Below are 16,177 nucleotides of genomic sequence, written 5' to 3'. Positions count from 1 at the left end.
GCCTGTGAGTCCGACGATGACGAGGAGGACATCATCAGCAGCCCTGCCCAGCTATCCAGCCACTGGCTTTGTGCGGCGCGCGGCCGGGCAGGGCGCGCGCTCAGAACTCCGCGCGCAGCGAGCCGAGGATAGTCCGCGGCGCGCCATAGAGGCGGTAGCCTAATCCCATTCCCGAGGCGGTCGGGTCGAGAGCCGTTTCCGCATAATAAGTCGTGTCCAGGAGATTGGAGACATTCACCTGCGCCGTGAGCTTCAGTCCGGAAAACGTGAAGCTATAGGCCGCCATCAGATTGATCGTGGCGTAAGCGGGATTGGACATCTGCAAGCCGAGGCCCGACAAATCATAAATCGGCTGCCGGTCGCGATAGATGGCTCCGCCGCCGATCTTCAGCCCTTTCAGCATTTCGGTCTGGAACTCATAGGTCGACCAGAGGCTCGCCATATTTCTCGGATCGCGTCCGAACCGTTGGCCGATCTGGGCCGGATTTTCGTCCTTGGTGGTGCGCACCTCTTGATTGGTGTAGGTCGCGATCATGCTCCAGCCGGGCAAAATCTCGCCCTGAATGTCGACTTCCACTCCCTTGCTGCGCACCTCGCCGGTCAAGACAACGAAGCCGAGACCCGGATGCGCATAATCGGTCGAGGGGACATTGGTCTTGGCGAGATTGAAGTAATCGGCGGTCGCCCGCAGCCTCCCGTCGAACCATTCGAGCTTGACGCCGGCCTCGAATTCCTGCGCTTTGCTCGGGGCCGCCGGCGTTCCGGGGAAGATCCGGCCGGCGCCCGCGCCGAAGCCGTCGGCGTAATGGCCATAGACGCTGACCCATTGTTCCGGCCGCCACAACAGACCGAAGCGTGGCGTCACGGCTTCGGCCGTCGTCACCTTGTCGCTCGGCGTCAATGCGTCGGCGGTCAGGCCGGACGCGCTCTTTTGCTGGATATATTGATATCTCGCGCCCGCCAGGATCGAGAAATCATACGGCAGCTTGATTTGATCCTGAAGATAAAAGCCCGCCGTGTCCTGCAGATTGGAGACCGCGCCGGAAGGGACCGGGGCGGCGAGAAACGGCGTGCCGGGATGGACTGGATTGAAGAGGTCGATTTCCGAGAACGACGTGAAGTTGATGAAGTTCTGGCTTCCGGTGCTGGACCTGTAGAAGTCGCCGCCGAGTAGCAAAGTGTGCTTCGCTCCGAAAGTGTCGAAATGTCCGACGACATCGACATTGGTCGAAAAAGCGGTTTGCTGTCTGGCGGATTCTCCGCTGTATCGCTCGACGAGATATCTGGTTCCGGTATCTTGGACGAAGGCGGGCAGTCGGAAGGAGCTAGCGTCTTCCGCGCGCTTAAAGGCGATCTGCTGCTTGATCGACCAGTCGTTGTCGAATTGGTGTGACCAGGTGAGCGCCGAAAAGAAGGTTTTCAGCGTGTCTGGAGAATGCTCGCTATAATTTCGATTGCGCGGCAACGACAAGAACTGCCCGTTGAATGCAGGAGTGGAGCCGAAAGTGATCGCGCTGCGATTTTCATCATATTGGACTTCGAGCTTCACAGACGTCGCCGCATCGATGTTCCATTTGAGCGTCGGCGCGATGAAAATATCCTGGCCGTGAATGAGCTCGATCGGTGAGCCGAATGGCGCGCCATTGTTCTGGTAGGACATGTTCAGCCGATAGAGCCAGTCCCCGTCTTTGGTGACGGGTCCGGTTGCATCGATGGTGGTGCGGTAATTGGCGAAAGAGCCGATCTGCTGGTCGATTGAATAATAGGGCGCGTTCAGCGGCTCTTTGGTGACGATATTGACGACGCCGCCGGGCTCGAGCAGCCCGTAGAGCGTGGCTCCGGGACCCTTGAGCACCTCTATGCTCGAGATATTGGCGAGCTGGATGGTGGAGATGCCGTCGATTCCGCTGCCGTTGGGACCCATGCGGAACCCGTTGCGGAAATAAACGTCACTGGCGAAACCACGCAAATTGATGTCGCCGTAGGGCGTGCCGCCGCCGAAAGCGCCGCCGCCGCCGACCGCCACGCCGCTGACATTCTGCAGCGCTTGCTCGATAGTGATCGCCTGCTGATCTCGCAGCACCTGCTGGGTCACCGATTGAATGTTCAGCGGCGTCTCCATCACCGGCGTGTCGGTCTTGGTGCCCGTCGAGGCGTTCGGCAGCACATAGCTTTTGTTGTAGGGGTCCTGTCCGGCGCCGGCGCCGCCATAGTCGCGACCCCGTCGCTCCGCCGGCGTCCTCGCCTCCGCCCCCACGTCGATCGGCGGCAGCGCCTCCGCGCCGACAGCGTCGCTGCGCACGCCATCGTTCTGCGCCAGCACGATCAGCACGGATTTTCCGTCCGCCGCCACCTCGTAATTCAGCCCCGAGCCCGACAGCAGCTCTTCCAGCGCCGCATTCAGCGTATGCGTTCCCTCGAGCCCGCGCGTCGTCAGCGTCCGCGTCAGCGTCGTGTCGTAGACGATCAGCACGCCGCTCGTATCGGCGAGGCGCGTCAGCGCCGTCGACATGCGGCCAGCGGGAATCGAATAGGCGCGGACGATCTCGACGATTTCTTTGTCGGGAATTTGCGCATGCGCGCGGGCGTCGTCGGCGCCGCCGATCGCCAATGCGCCCAACACTGTGGCCAGCGCCGTTGCGCCCATGATCGCACTCCCGGCGTCGCCGCCGCTCCGCCTCGAAACCCGTCTCGCCATCGGCGCCCCTCGCATCTTATCGGGGGCTCGAACGTCCCCCTCACCGAGTTGGACGCGGCTCGGCGTCCGGCGAGGAGGTCGCTCGATGAAGTTTTTTGCGCGGCTCCTCTCAGCCTCCGATCAGCGTGACGAAGCCGAGAGAGACGGCGCGAAGTCCGAGCGATTTTTGAATCGCCCGTAGCGCCGCCTCTGGATCGCGGGTCTCGAAGACGCCGGTCACGCGCCGCCCGCGCAGGCTAGGGTCGACGAGCGCCACATATCCGCGGCGATAGCGCGAGAGAGTCGCCAGCACCTCGGCGAGCGGCTTATCGTCGAAGATGAGCTTGCCGCGCCGCCATGCCGTCACCTGATCCGTATCGACCGGATAGGGCGAAACCGCCGCCACGCCCGGCGCGAAGGCGCTCTGCGCGCCTTCCTCGACGATGACGCTCGGGCCGGCGCCCGAAAGTCGGACCCTATGCTCGGTCACTGTCACCTCGGTACGCGCGCCCTGGATCGAGACGTCGAAGGCGGTGCCGAGCGCCGTCGCCGTCCCGGCCGGCGTCGCGACGACGAAGGGGCGCGCGACGTCCGGCGCGACGGCGAACCAAGCCTCGCCCCGGAGCAGCGTCACGCGTCGCTCGCCGCCGACGAAATTCGTCTCCAAAGCGGAATCGGGGCCGAGCTCCACGCGCGAGCCGTCCTCGAGGACGAGGCTGCGCAGCTCGCCGGTTCCGGTGAGATGGCCGGCGCGCCAGCGGATCGCCAATTCGTCATAGGAGAGGGCGAGGGCCAGAGCGAGGCCGGCCAGCGCTGCACCGATGCGCAACCGCGTGAGACGGGGCGGGCTGGACGCGCGGGCCGCCGGCAGGAGGCGCGGGCGCAGAATTTCCAGATCGCCCCACAGGCGGCAGATATCGTCGAAGGCGGCCTTGTTGGCGGCCTCCGCGGTCAGCCAGGCGGCGAAGGCCTCGCGCTCCGCCGGCGTCGAGGCGCCCGAGTCGAGCCGCATCCACCAGGCGATGGCGGTACGCCGTCGCTCCAATTCCGCTTCGCTGGGGGCGTGGTCCGCGCTCATGGTCTCCGCAGAGGGCTCGAGAACAAGGCTCTCATAGGGTAGGACGCGCCCGACATGCAAAAGGGGAGGTCGGCGCCGTCAATCGAGCGCCGCCCGGCAGCGCTCCATGGCGAGCCGCAGGTGCTTTTCCACCATATTGCGGGAGACGCCCATGCGCGCCGCGATCTCCTCATGGGTGAGGTCCTCGAAGCGGCGCATGACGAAAGCCTGCCGGCATTTGGGCGGCAGCGCCTCTATCGCTTCCAGAAGGCGACTGGCCAGCTCCTCCGTCTCATAGAGCGCGTCCGGCGCGACGGCGGGCTCTATGACCTCCTCGGGCGCGTCGCCGGGAACGAAATATTTGGCCTCGCTGTCGCGGCGGCGGGCGAAATCGCGCGAGAGATTGATGGCGATCTGCTTCAGAAATGCCGGCGGATCGGCGACGTTCTCGAACCCGTCGCGGCGAATCGCGCGCACGAAGGTCTCCTGCAGCAGGTCCGGGGCGTGGTCAGGCCCCACGCGACGTTTGAAATAGTCGAGCAGCGCGCGCTTGTTGCGGCGAAACAGCTCGCGAAAACGTTCGGATTTTTGATCGGGCATGATCGCCTTTCGGCGGCGGAGCGGCTCCGCTCGGCGCGGAGGACTCGGCGCGGCTCGCTATGCGCTTGTCGAAGGTCGGCGGCTGCGGGCCGGGAGAGCTCTGGCCGCCTGCTGACGCTCAGACGAGCGCCGGCGGCGCGCGCGAAAATTGCCGGAAGCCGGTCGCTCCGGCCACCGGCCGCGCGTCGATCTCCACCGCGCGGCCCGTCGCCGCGGCGTCGCGCGGGAGGAGCAGGAGGAGCGTCGCCGCCACCAGCGTCGGGAGCCCGGCGCCGCCATGGGCGCAGGAGAGCGGGCAGTAGAGGCAATGGCCGGGCTGGTTGGGCGCGGTCGGCGCATGGCCGCCTTCGGGCGTGACGCTGCAGAGGCGGGCGGCTGAAGCTAGTCCCGGCTCCATTGGCGCGGGACGAGTCTCGGAAAAGGCGAGGGCGACGATCTGAATCAGCAGCAGCGCCGCCATCCCCCTGGTGAGGAGGGCGCGCGCGAACCGCCACAGGCCGGGCCGAAACTTCACCATGGCGGCAGGGTCGGCAATGGCGGAAGGAGCGTCAAGAGGCAAAACGCCCCGCGGCTGGCGCGAGGCGTCGAATTTTGTCCCTCTGTCGCCGCGGCGACACAGCGGCGGTTCCGCCGTCAATTGCAGACGAGGGGACCGGCCGATATCCCGCCTCGGCCGGGCGCGCTGGTGTCATAGAGGCCGCGCTACGGCCGCAGGCATTTCCGCGAAACGAAAATGGCCGCGTCCAGCGTGGACGCTGCCATTATGATCTAAGTTTCTCTCTATATCGCGGTTCTATCGCGCCTTTTTCAAAGCGCGGAGACTTTCGGCTTGCCGGCGGCGGGCTTCGTCTCCGGCTTGGCGGGGGCCTTGGCGTTCTCCCAGCCGCCGGGGGGCGGCGGCACGTCATTGGCGGCATTGTCCGGCTGCTTGGGACGGAAGCCGTCCACGAGCGCCTTGGCGGCCGCCATGTCCTTGGTGTCGAGACGGGCGCGGACCTCGTCGCGCTTCTTGCCGGCGTCCTCGTCGCCCTGAGTGGCGGCGGCCGAGAACCACAGATAGGACTGCGTCAGACTTTGCGGAACGCCGAGCCCACGGGCGTAGAGAATGGCCAGATTGAACTGGCTGTCGCGCACGCCATATTCGGCCGCCTTGCGGAACCATAGCGCCGCCTGGTCGTAATCCGGCTTGCCGTCGCCGCCGCCGGCGTGCAGCACGGCGAGATTATGCATCGCGCGGGCGTTGCCGGCGTCGGCGGCGCGCTTGTACCAGGAGAGCGCCTTGGCGTAGTCGCGCTCGACGCCCATGCCCTTCTCATAGATGGAGCCGAGCCGGTATTGCGCCGGAGCGAGGCCCTTGTCGGCCGCCTTCTCGAACCATTGGAAGGCGATTTTGGGATCGCGCGGGGCGCCGCCGCGACCCTCGGAGTAGCGCAGGCCGAGCTCATATTGCGCGCTGGCGTCGCCGGCTGCGGCGATCTCCTTGATGACGCTGAAAACGTCCTGCCGCGGCGCGGCGGGCGCATTGGCCGCCGGCGTTCCGATCGCGCCGACCGGCATGGGATCGATCGTCTGCGAGCCGAAACGTCCGGGCGCCGGAGCCTGCGGGCCGGGAGCGAAGGAGCCGACGCCGGAGCCGCCGGGCGCGAGCGACGGAAGACCGATTGGCCTCGGCGCGGCGGCCGGCGCCTTGGCGGCCGAGACCGTGGCGGGAGCGGGGGCGCTCGGCTCAGCGGCTGCGGCGTCCTTGGAGGCGGCGTCCTTGGCGGCCGCATCCTTGGGCTCGGCGGCCGCGTCCTTGGCGGCAGGCTCGGCGGAGGCGGTCGCTTCGTTCGGCTCCGCCTGAATGGCGGAGGCCTGCGGCGCCGGATTGTCGAGCGTGACGCGAGCGATCTGATAGGCGCCGTAGAGCAGCACCAGCACGCCGACGCCGAGCAGCAGCGGCCGACGGCGGGATTGCAGCGCCGCGCCGACGCCGCCCGCCGCGGCGACGCGCTCGGGCTCCGGCTTCTGCTCGGCGGCGATCTTCTTGGCCGCCTTGCCTTGGGCGGCCTTGCCCTGCGCCGCTGCGGCCTGGGCGTCGACCGCGGCCTGCTGGGCGGCGCGGCGCGCGGCCGCGATGAAATCCTGCTGAACCGAGCCGGAGCGATCGTCGTCGCGGGAGACCATCGGCTCGCGGCGCGGGCGGCCGCCCGGCTCCAGCAGAATGTCCTCCACATCGCCGACCGGCGCCGCGGATTTCACGCGCGCGGCGCGGCGGGGATCGGTCCCGTCCTTGGCGCGCTGCGGCTCCGCCGCTGCGCCCGGCTTGGCCTTGCGCAGATCGGTCAGCTCGTCCTCGAACATGGAGAGGCGCTCGACGACGCGCTGCAGCGTCTCGTGAACGGCGGCGAGCGTCTGATTGGTGCGATGGCCGGCCTCGTCCTGGAAATGACGCAGCTCGACCAGCTCCTTCTCCAGCGCGTCCTGCAAGCCGCCGTGAACCGTCGCATCGCGTAGCGCGTCCTGCGCCGCCTCGCGCGCGGCGATCTCGGCGACGCGCATGGTGGAGCTGCGCGTCTCCTCGACCTTGGTCGACAGCGCGCCCAGCGCCCGCTCTATGGCGGCGAAGGAATCGGCGTTCATGTCGGAGTGGTCGAGCCGTTCCGCGAGCCGGCCGATCTGCTGCTCGAGCGCGCCGAAGGCGCTGCGATCGGCCTCCGGATCGAGCGCCGCATCCATCTTCTGCGCCAGCTGCCCGACCAGCTCCGCCAATTGCAGATTGGCGTCGTCGCCGCGCCGGCGCGCGCTCGAATCGATGCGCGCGGCCAGCTCGGCGTGGACATGGTCGATGCGCTCGGCCAGCTCGCGCAATTGCTCGGAGCCGGCGGATTTCTGCGCGCTGGCGGCGACGGGCTGGAGCCGCTGCTCGAGCTTCTCGATCTTGCGGCCGAGCTCGTCGAAGCCAGGATGAACGATCCGGGCCTCGCTCGCCGCGTCGATCTTCTTGGAGAGGGAGCTGAACAGCCGCTCGAACTGATTGGGATCGACGCCGGCGGCGCCATTGCTCTTGCGCTCGACCTCGGAGCGCAGCGCGTTCATTGCGGCTGCGATCTCGCGCAGCTGCTCGGAATCGGCGGATTTCTGCGCCGCCGTGGCGGGCTGGAGCCTCTGCTCGAGCTTCTCGATCTTGCGGCCGAGCTCGCCCACCGGATCGACGATCTTGGATTGCGCGGCCGCGTCGATCTTCTTGGCGAAGGAGGCGAAGAGCTGCTCGACCTTGCTCGCGTCGACGCCCGAGCCGCTGCGCTCGATGCGGGCGGCGAGCGATTTGTGGACCTGCTCGATGCGCTCGTTGATCTCGTCGAAGCGCTTGCCGCCGCCCGATTTCGTCGAGATGTTGTCGAGCTTGGCCGCGAAATATTCGAGCCGGCGCTCGAGCGCGGCGAAGGAGCCGCCGATCTCGGTCGAGACGATGGAGCGAATGCTCTGGATCAGCTCGCTCACATCCTTGGCCGTGGCGACATTGGCGCCGGCAGCGCTCAGCTCGTCGACCTGCGTGGTCAGCGCGGCGATGCCGGCCTCGAGCTTCTCGATCGGCAGAGGACGGCGGGCGACCGCCTTCAGCAGCTCGTGAATCTCGCGCGTCTCGCCGGCGATCGCGTCTATGGCGGCGCGATCGGCGCCGCCGGCGGCGTGATGCTCGGCGAGCTTGTCGTTCAGCGTGCGCACTTCCTCATAGAGGACGGCGACGATGCGGCTCGGATCGAGCTCGCGCAGGATGGAGGCGAGATCGGCGGTGAGGCGCTCGACCGGCGCCAGCACCATCTCCTCGACGCCATAGAGACGCTGCGCCTCGACGCGCTCGGTCAGCTCGCGCAGCGCCGATTCGACGGCGGCGACGGAGGCCCGCGGCGCGAGATCGACGAGCGCGCGGGAGAGGCCTTCGAGATCGCAGCGCAAAAGGTCGATCTGGGCGACGACGGCCGCCTGCTGCTCGCCCTGAATGCTCTGCTCGGCGCGGGCCGACATCAGCTGACGCGACAGCGCCTCGATCGATTCGGCGAGACCGTCGAAGATCGCCGGCCGCGCTTCGATCGCCGCTCTGGCGACGAAATCGCCGCCCGCCTGGTCCTCGAGCGCGCGCTGGCGCTCGGTGATTTCGGCGACGGCCTCCGACAGCGGACGCCGTGTGGCGGCGCGACGCTCGCGCTCCTGCCGGCTGTCGCGCTCCAGTCTCTCGCGTTCCTGCTGCTGCTCGCGCTCCGAATTCTCGCGCTCTTGCTTTTCTCGTTCTTGACGCCGGCGTAGCTCGACGGCGCGGCGCTCCTCGGCTTCCTCGTCCAGCCGCGCCGCAATTTCGGCGAGCCGCTGATCGAGCGAGCCGAGCGCATTCTCGAACTCATAGGCGCGATCGTCGTTGGAGAGGCTGTCGATGCGCGCCTCGAGCCGCGCCAGCGCGTTGCGGATCGGCCGCACGCTCTCGTCGGGGCGGGTGGCGATGCGCTCCTCTATGTGGCCGAGCCGATCCATCACCGCGCCGATATCGTCGCCGAGGCGAGCGCGGCTCGTATGATTGCGGTCGATCAGCTTGGCGAGGCCGGAGAGGGCGTTGGCCGTCTTGCGCTCGCTCTCGGCGGAGCGCCGCTCGAAGAGCGCGACGGCGTCGTCGACGATGGCTTTGGCGTCGACCTCGGCGCGGCCGCGCGGCGCGAGCGAGCGGAAATCGTCTTCCGTCTCCTCGTCGCGCATGTCGCGTCTCGGCGCGGCGTCGCGGCGCATGCGGCCGCGATCATTGCGTCCGTAGAGACGCGAGCGCAGCGCGCGTCGGCGCGCCGGAGCGTTCGGCTCCTCGTCATCGACGGCGGAAGAGCGGTCGTCGAAATTGGCTTTTTCTTGGATCACATCATCGAGCCAAGCGGAAAGGCTCTTGCCCGATCGTCGTGCGGCGGCGCGCGCGACATCGCGGGTTTCGTGATCTATACCCTTGAAGCTCCAGGGAAATGCCTCTGTCATCGGATATCCGGCGGGCTCGACCCGTGTTGGCTGGGGAAAACTGGACGAGCGACGACTCGAGAGGCGCGAATCGCGCCGGAACGCTGTGAGGGCGGGGTACGCCGTCGCCGGGGACTTTCCTTCGAAGAAGGTAAATAAATGGTTAACGCTTGCGTGGAGCCGACCGCGTGGCTCCCCTATTGCGCAGGAGGGGCCGGCTCTCTACCTATTGCTGCGCAGGACGCACCTAACGAACCCCTGATTCGCACGCATTATGAACGACTTGTCTTTCGGCGTCCAAACGCGTTCGACGTTGCGTTTTCGTAACCGAGACAGGCGCATGATCGTCGATGAGCCGGCCGAGCGCCGGGAAAACGCCTATATCGAGATATCACCTAAGCGATCCGCGCAGGGAGGGCTCTCATGCCGATCTACAAGGCCCCGGTGGACGACACTCTCTTCCTCTTGAACGACGTCCTGCATTTCGAGCGCTATGGCAATCTGCCCGGATTCGCCGACGCCACGCCCGACGTTCTGGCGCAGATCATCGGCGAGGCGGGCAAAATCTGCGAGGAGCGGCTGCAGCCTTTGAACCGCAGCGGCGATGAGGAGGGATGCCGTCTCGACGCCTCGGGCGATGTCGCGACTCCCGCGGGCTTCAAGGAGGCCTATCGCGAGTTCGTCGCCGGCGGCTGGGTGGGGCTGGCGGTTCCGCCCGAATATGACGGACAGGGCCTGCCTTATACGTTGGCCGTGGTGATGAACGAGTTCGCCTCGGCGGCCAACATGTCCTTCGCAATGTATCCGGGCCTGACGCAAGGCGCGCTCGCCGCGCTGCTGCGCCATGGTAACGAGGACCAGAAGCGCCTCTTCGCGCCGCCCATGGCGGCGGGCCGCTGGACCGGCACGATGAATCTCACTGAGCCGCAATGCGGCACCGATCTCGGCCTGCTCACCACCAAGGCGAGCCCGCGCGAGGATGGCTCCTACGCCATCAGCGGGCAGAAGATTTTCATCTCCGCCGGCGAGCATGATCTTTCCGAGAATATCATTCATCTCGTGCTCGCGCGCATCGACGGCGCGCCGGCCGGGGTGAAGGGCATTTCCCTTTTCATCGTGCCGAAATACGAGGTGAATCCCGATGGGACTCTCGGCGCGCGCAATGCGGTGCGCTGCGGCGCGCTCGAGCATAAGATGGGCATTCACGGCAACGCCACATGCGTGATGAATTATGACGGCGCCAGGGGCTTTCTCGTCGGCGAGCCCAATCGGGGCCTCAATGCGATGTTCGTGATGATGAACGAGGCGCGGCTCGGCGTCGCCGTGCAAGGTCTCGCGCAATCGGAGGTCGCCTATCAGAATGCGGCGGCCTACGCCAAGGAGCGCCTGCAAGGACGCGCGCTCACCGGCGCGAAGAACGCCGGCGGCGGCGCCGATCCCATCATCGTGCATCCGGATATTCGGCGCGGCCTCATGGAGATGAAGGCCTTCAACGAGGCGGCGCGCGGCCTCGCTCTCGCCACCGCGCTGGACAGCGATATCGCGCATCGGTCCGAGGACGCCAAGGCGCGTCAGATCGCGGAGGATCGTCTCGGGCTGCTGACGCCGGTGCTGAAAGGCGTGCTCACCGATCTCGGCTTCGAGAGCGCGGTGAAGGCGCAGCAGATATGGGGCGGGCACGGCTATATAGACGAGAATGGCGTCGAGCAATTCGTGCGCGACGCGCGCATCACCATGATTTATGAGGGCGCCAATGGCATTCAGGCGCTCGATCTCGTCGGCCGCAAATTGCCCAAGGACAATGGCCGCGCCGCCATGGCCTATTTCGCCGAGGTGAGCGAGTTTATCGCCCATGAGAGCTCCGACGAGATGAAGCCCTTCGTGGAGCCGCTGAAGGTCGCGCTCGGCGATTTGCAAAAGGCCACGATCTGGCTGATGCAGAATGCGCTCGCCAAGCCCGACAATGGCGCCGGCGCATCTTATGATTACATGCATCTCTTCGGCCGCGTGGCGCTCGGCTACACATGGGCGCGCATCGCCCGCGCGGCGCTCGCCAAGAAAAAGGAGGCGCCCGGCGACGGCGCCTGGCTCGACGCCAAGCTCACGACGGGCAAATTCTATATGGAGAAGATGCTGCCCGAGACGGGCTTTCGTCTGGCGCGCATCACGGCGGGCGTCGATACGTTGATGAGCCTGCCGGCGGAGATGTTTTGATGACGCGAATAGCGAATAGGGAGTAGCGAATAGAGAGAGGCGAGCTACTCGCTACTCCCTATTCGCTATTCGCCCAGCAACGGAGTTGCTTCATGCCCGAAGCCTATATCTACGACGCCGTGCGCACGCCGCGCGGGCGCGGCAAGCCCGACGGCTCGCTGCATGAGGTGTCGAGCCTCGGCCTCGCCGTCACCGCTCTTTCCGCGCTGAAGGAGAGGAACAATCTCGGCGGCGCGCCGGTCGATGATGTGATCCTCGGCTGCGTCGATCCGGTCGGCGAGGCGGGCGGCGACATCGCCCGCGCCGCGGCGATCTCCGCCGGCTATGGCTATGGGGTTCCCGGCGTGCAGATCAATCGCTTCTGCGCTTCCGGCCTCGACTCTGTGAATTTCGCCGCTGCGCAGATCATGTCCGGCCAGCATGAGCTGACGATCGGCGGCGGCGTCGAGAGCATGAGCCGCGTCGGCATCGGCGCTTCCGGCGGCGCCTGGCCCGTCGATCCGACCATCGCCATTCCCTCTTACTTCATGCCGCAAGGCGTCTCCGCCGATCTCATCGCGACGAAATATGGTTTCTCGCGCGACGATGTCGACGCTTATGCGGTGCAGTCGCAGCAGCGCGCCGCGCGCGCCTGGGAGGAGAAGCGCTTCGCCAAATCCATCGCGCCGGTGAAGGACGTCAACGGCCTTACCATTCTCGATCGCGACGAGCATATGCGCCCCGCGACCGATATGCAGTCGCTCGCCGCGCTGAAGCCGTCCTTCGCGTTTTTCGCCGAGCAGGCGGGCTTCGACGCCGTGGCCATTCAGGCGCATCCCGACGTCGAGAAGTTGAACCATGTGCATCATGCCGGCAATTCGTCCGGCATTGTCGACGGCGCTGCCGCTGTGCTGCTCGGCTCGAAGGAAGCGGGCGAGCGTCATGGGCTGAAGCCCCGCGCGAGGGTGCGCGCTTTCGCCAATATCGGCTCGGAGCCGGCGCTGATGCTGACCGGCCCGGTGGATGTGACGAAGAAGCTGCTCGCCAAGGCCGGCATGAGCCTTTCCGACATAGACCTCATAGAGGTCAACGAGGCTTTCGCCGCTGTGGTGCTGCGCTTCATGCAGGCTTTCGGCCTCGACGATTCCAAAGTGAATGTGAATGGCGGCGCCATCGCTCTCGGCCATCCGCTCGGCGCGACGGGCGCGATGCTGGTGGGCGCGGTGCTCGACGAATTGGAGCGCAGCGGCAAGTCCACGGCGCTGGTGACGCTCTGCATCGGCGCGGGAATGGGAACCGCGACGATCATCGAGCGCGTGTGAATTTCAAGCCTGCGGGAGCGACCCGATGAACCTCGTCAATTTCCGTTTCGAGACCGGCGCCGACGGCGTCGCTCTGCTCACCTGGGACAGCCCCGACCGCTCGATGAACGTCATCACTTTCGAGGTGATGGACGAATTGGAAAAAGTCATCGACGAAGTGGCGAGCAATCCTGAGATCAAGGGCTGCGTGATCGCATCGGGCAAGCCGGCTTTCTCCGGCGGCGCCGATCTCTCCATGCTGCAGAAGAGCGCGGTGGAATACGCCAAGGCCGTGCGCGAGCAGGGCGAAGAGGCTGCGATGAAGCAGTTCTTCGAGGGCGCGCGCAGACTGTCGCTGCTTTATCGCAAGCTCGAGACCAATGGCAAACCCTTCGCCATCGCCATTCACGGCGCCTGTCTCGGCGGCGCTTTCGAGCTCGCGCTCGCTTGCCATTATCGCGTGCTCTCCGACTCCGACAAGACCAAGGTCGGCCTGCCGGAAATCAAAGTCGGCCTCTTCCCCGGCGCCGGCGGCACGCAGCGCGTCGCGCGGCTGATGCAGACCGGAGACGCTCTGCAATTGCTGTTCAAGGGCGAGCAATTGAAGGCGTCCAAAGCCAAGGCCGCCGGACTGGTTCACGAGCTCACGCCGGAGACTGAGATTGTCGAGCGGGCGCGCGCGTGGATCGTCAATGGCGGCAAGGGCAAGGCGCCTTGGGACGTCGAAGGCTTCAAGCCGCCGTCGGGCCGCGTGTTCTCGCCGGGCGGCATGATGGTGTGGCCGGCCGCCAACGCCATCTACCGCCGCGAGACCTTCGACAATTATCCGGCCGCCAAGGCCATATTGCACAGCGTGTTCGAGGGGCTGCAATTGCCCTTCGATCTCGGCCTGCGCGTCGAGGCGCGCTGGTTCGCGCATATTCTGCGCTCCAAGCAAGCGGCAGCGATGATCCGCTCGCTTTTCCTCTCCAAGAACGAGCTGGAGAAGGGCGCGCATCGGCCGAAGGAGATTCCGCCGGCGAAATTCGCCAAGATCGGCGTGCTCGGCGCCGGCTTCATGGGCGCGGGCGTCGCCTATGTCAGCGCGCTCGCCGGCATAGAGGTGGTGCTGATCGATCGCGATCAGGAGAGCGCCGACAAGGGCAAGGCGGTGATCGACAAGCTCATCTCCGGCCAAGTGTCGCGCGGCCGCGCCACTGCGGCGGACAAGGAGGCGCTGCTCGCGCGCATCACCGCGACGCCCGATTATGAGAAGCTCGCCGGCGCCGATCTCATTGTCGAAGCCGTGTTCGAGGAGCGCGGCGTGAAGGCGGAAGTGACGAAGAAAGCGCAAGCGGTGGTCGGGCCGGATGTGATCTTCGCGTCCAACACCTCCACTCTGCCGATCAGCTCGCTGGCCGAGACGTCGCTTCGCCCCGAGAATTTCGTCGGCATTCATTTCTTCTCGCCGGTCGAGAAAATGCTGCTCGTCGAGGTGATCCGCGGCAAGAAGACGAATGACCGCGCCGTCGCCACGGCGCTCGATTTCGTGCGCGTGCTGAGGAAGACGCCGATCGTCGTCAATGATTCACGCGGCTTCTACGCCAATCGCTGCGTGCTGAATTTCGTGCGCGAAGGGCAGATCATGCTCACCGAAGGCGTGCCGCCGGCGATGATCGAGACCGCCGCGCGCATGGCCGGAATGCCGGTCGGCCCGCTCTCGCTCAATGACGAGATCGCGCTCGACCTCGCCTGGAAAATCCATCTCGCGACCAAGAAGGATCTCGGCGCAGCCGCCGTCGATCCGACGCAGGAGCGCGTGCTGCATTTCATGGTGGAGCAGGAAGGGCGTCTCGGCCGCAAGAACGGCAAGGGTTTCTATGATTATCCGGCGAGCGGCAAGAAGAGCCTGTGGCCGGGCCTGTCCGCGCTCGCCGACAAGAAGCTCGATCCAGACGCCATCGATGTGGAAGAGCTGAAGCAGCGCTTCCTCGCCGTGCAGGCGGTGGAAGCGGCGCGCGTCTTGTTCGAGGGCGTCGTCACCGATCCGCGCGAAGCGGATGTCGGCTCCATTCTCGGCTTCGGCTTCGCGCCTTTCACCGGCGGCACTTTGTCTTACATCGACGGCGTCGGAACGGCGGCCTTCGTCGCCATTTGCGAAGCGCTCGCGCAGAAATTCGGCGAGCGCTTCGCAGCGCCCGCCGAGCTGCGCGAGATGGCGAAGAAGGGCGAGAGCTTCTACGGCAAATATGGCGCGCAGGCGAAGGCGGCGTGATGCGATACAATCAGCTCGGCCGCACTGGCCTTTTCGTCTCGGAAATTTGCCTCGGCGCGATGACGTTCGGCGAGGCGGGCGGCGCTGGAATCTGGGGCGCGATCGCCGATGTCGATCAGCAGGCGGCGACGCGCATCGTCGAGCGCGCTTTTGCGGCCGGCGTCAATTTCATCGATACGGCCGATGTCTATTCCTTCGGCCGCTCGGAGAAAATGGTGGGGCAGGCGCTCGTCGATCTCGGCGTGAAGCGCAAGGATGTCGTTATCGCCACCAAATTCTATGGCGAGACCGGCGCCTGCCCCAATGATCGCGGCGCCTCGCGCGGACATATAATGGACAGCGTCGAGGCGAGCCTCGAGCGCCTGCAGACCGATCATATCGATCTCTATCAGATCCACGGCAATGACGCCGTGACGCCGATAGAGGAGACATTGCGCGCGCTGGACGATCTCGTCTCGCGCGGGCTGGTGCGCTACATCGGCCTCTCCAATTGGCAGGCGTGGCGCATCGCCAAGGCGCTCGGCGTCTCGGAGCGGCTGGGCTTTGCGCGCTATGAGACGGTGCAGGCCTATTATTCCATCGCCGGCCGCGATCTCGAGCGCGAGATCGTCCCGCTGCTCGCAGAAGAAAAACTCGGCCTCATGGTGTGGTCGCCGCTCGCCGGCGGCCTGCTCTCGGGCAAATATGGGCCGGGCGCGCCGGAGGGCGCCGAGGGCCGCCGCGTCTCCTTCGATTTCCCGCCCGTCGAAAAGGATCGCGCCTGGGCCTGCGTCGCCGCCATGCGCGAGATCGGCGCGAAGCACGGCGTCAGCGTCGCCGAAGTGGCGCTCGCCTATGTTCTCGCCAAGCCTTTCGTCACCAGCGTCATCATCGGCGCCAGGCGCATCGATCAGCTCGAGCAAAATCTTGCCGCAGTGAAGCTGCAGCTCACAGCCGACGATCTCGCGCGGCTCGATGCGGTGAGCGCGCTCCCCGCGGAATATCCCGGGTGGATGCTGGAGCGTCAGGGCGCTTTTCGCCGCCCCGGTCCCTTCGAGGCGAAGTGACCGGGGGCCTTTTGCCCTTTCGGAGCCGAAATCCCGGCTGATTTTTCGCTTCGAGGCGCTTTCCGAGCGCAGCGGCGA

At 66.2% G+C, this 16,177-nt stretch carries 9 protein-coding genes; 4 read left to right on the top strand and 5 right to left on the bottom strand.

Translation table 11 applies throughout. The features are described 5' to 3' along the window. Positions 1 to 100: 100 nt before the first annotated feature. From A1351_RS13400 to A1351_RS13380, 5 genes are all read right to left on the bottom strand, one after another. Complete coding sequence (locus tag A1351_RS13400; protein ID WP_064033220.1) at positions 101 to 2,647, bottom strand: TonB-dependent siderophore receptor; 2,547 nt, start codon at positions 2,645 to 2,647, stop codon at positions 101 to 103. A 160-nt stretch (positions 2,648 to 2,807) separates the two neighbouring features. Next, complete coding sequence (locus A1351_RS13395; protein ID WP_064033219.1) at positions 2,808 to 3,755, bottom strand: FecR family protein; 948 nt, start codon at positions 3,753 to 3,755, stop codon at positions 2,808 to 2,810. Positions 3,756 to 3,833: 78 nt separating this feature from the next. Continuing rightward, positions 3,834 to 4,334: an RNA polymerase sigma factor gene (locus A1351_RS13390; RefSeq protein WP_024881044.1), complete on the bottom strand. Its 501-nt coding sequence runs from the start codon at positions 4,332 to 4,334 to the stop codon at positions 3,834 to 3,836. A 118-nt stretch (positions 4,335 to 4,452) separates the two neighbouring features. Continuing rightward, complete coding sequence (locus tag A1351_RS13385) at positions 4,453 to 4,851, bottom strand: DUF2946 family protein (protein ID WP_157096302.1); 399 nt, start codon at positions 4,849 to 4,851, stop codon at positions 4,453 to 4,455. A 290-nt stretch (positions 4,852 to 5,141) separates the two neighbouring features. Beyond that, positions 5,142 to 9,326: an SEL1-like repeat protein gene (locus A1351_RS13380; RefSeq protein WP_064033217.1), complete on the bottom strand. Its 4,185-nt coding sequence runs from the start codon at positions 9,324 to 9,326 to the stop codon at positions 5,142 to 5,144. A 402-nt stretch (positions 9,327 to 9,728) separates the two neighbouring features. Here A1351_RS13380 and A1351_RS13375 point away from each other — a divergent pair, with 402 nt between their 5' ends. The 4 genes from A1351_RS13375 (at position 9,729) to A1351_RS13360 (ending at position 16,099) form a co-directional block, all read left to right on the top strand. Continuing rightward, a complete protein-coding gene (locus A1351_RS13375; RefSeq protein ID WP_064033216.1) occupies positions 9,729 to 11,519 on the top strand; it encodes an acyl-CoA dehydrogenase C-terminal domain-containing protein in 1,791 nt (596 codons plus the stop codon). 92 nt (positions 11,520 to 11,611) lie between these two features. Further along, positions 11,612 to 12,820 carry an acetyl-CoA C-acetyltransferase gene (locus A1351_RS13370; RefSeq protein WP_064033215.1) on the top strand — a complete coding sequence of 403 codons (1,209 nt, stop codon included), beginning with the start codon at positions 11,612 to 11,614 and terminating at the stop codon, positions 12,818 to 12,820. Positions 12,821 to 12,845: 25 nt separating this feature from the next. Further along, positions 12,846 to 15,053, top strand: coding sequence for a 3-hydroxyacyl-CoA dehydrogenase NAD-binding domain-containing protein (locus A1351_RS13365; protein WP_064033214.1), 2,208 nt, complete (start codon positions 12,846 to 12,848; stop codon positions 15,051 to 15,053). Continuing rightward, positions 15,053 to 16,099: an aldo/keto reductase gene (locus A1351_RS13360; protein WP_064033213.1), complete on the top strand. Its 1,047-nt coding sequence runs from the start codon at positions 15,053 to 15,055 to the stop codon at positions 16,097 to 16,099. Before A1351_RS13365 ends, A1351_RS13360 begins: the two co-directional genes overlap by 1 nt. Positions 16,100 to 16,177: the final 78 nt, after the last annotated feature.

Source organism: Methylosinus sp. R-45379 (assembly GCF_001644125.1).
Taxonomy (GTDB): Bacteria; Pseudomonadota; Alphaproteobacteria; order Rhizobiales; family Beijerinckiaceae; genus Methylosinus.
Note: the sequence above shows the minus strand (reverse complement) of the source record. Positions and strands in the feature narration are given on the sequence as shown.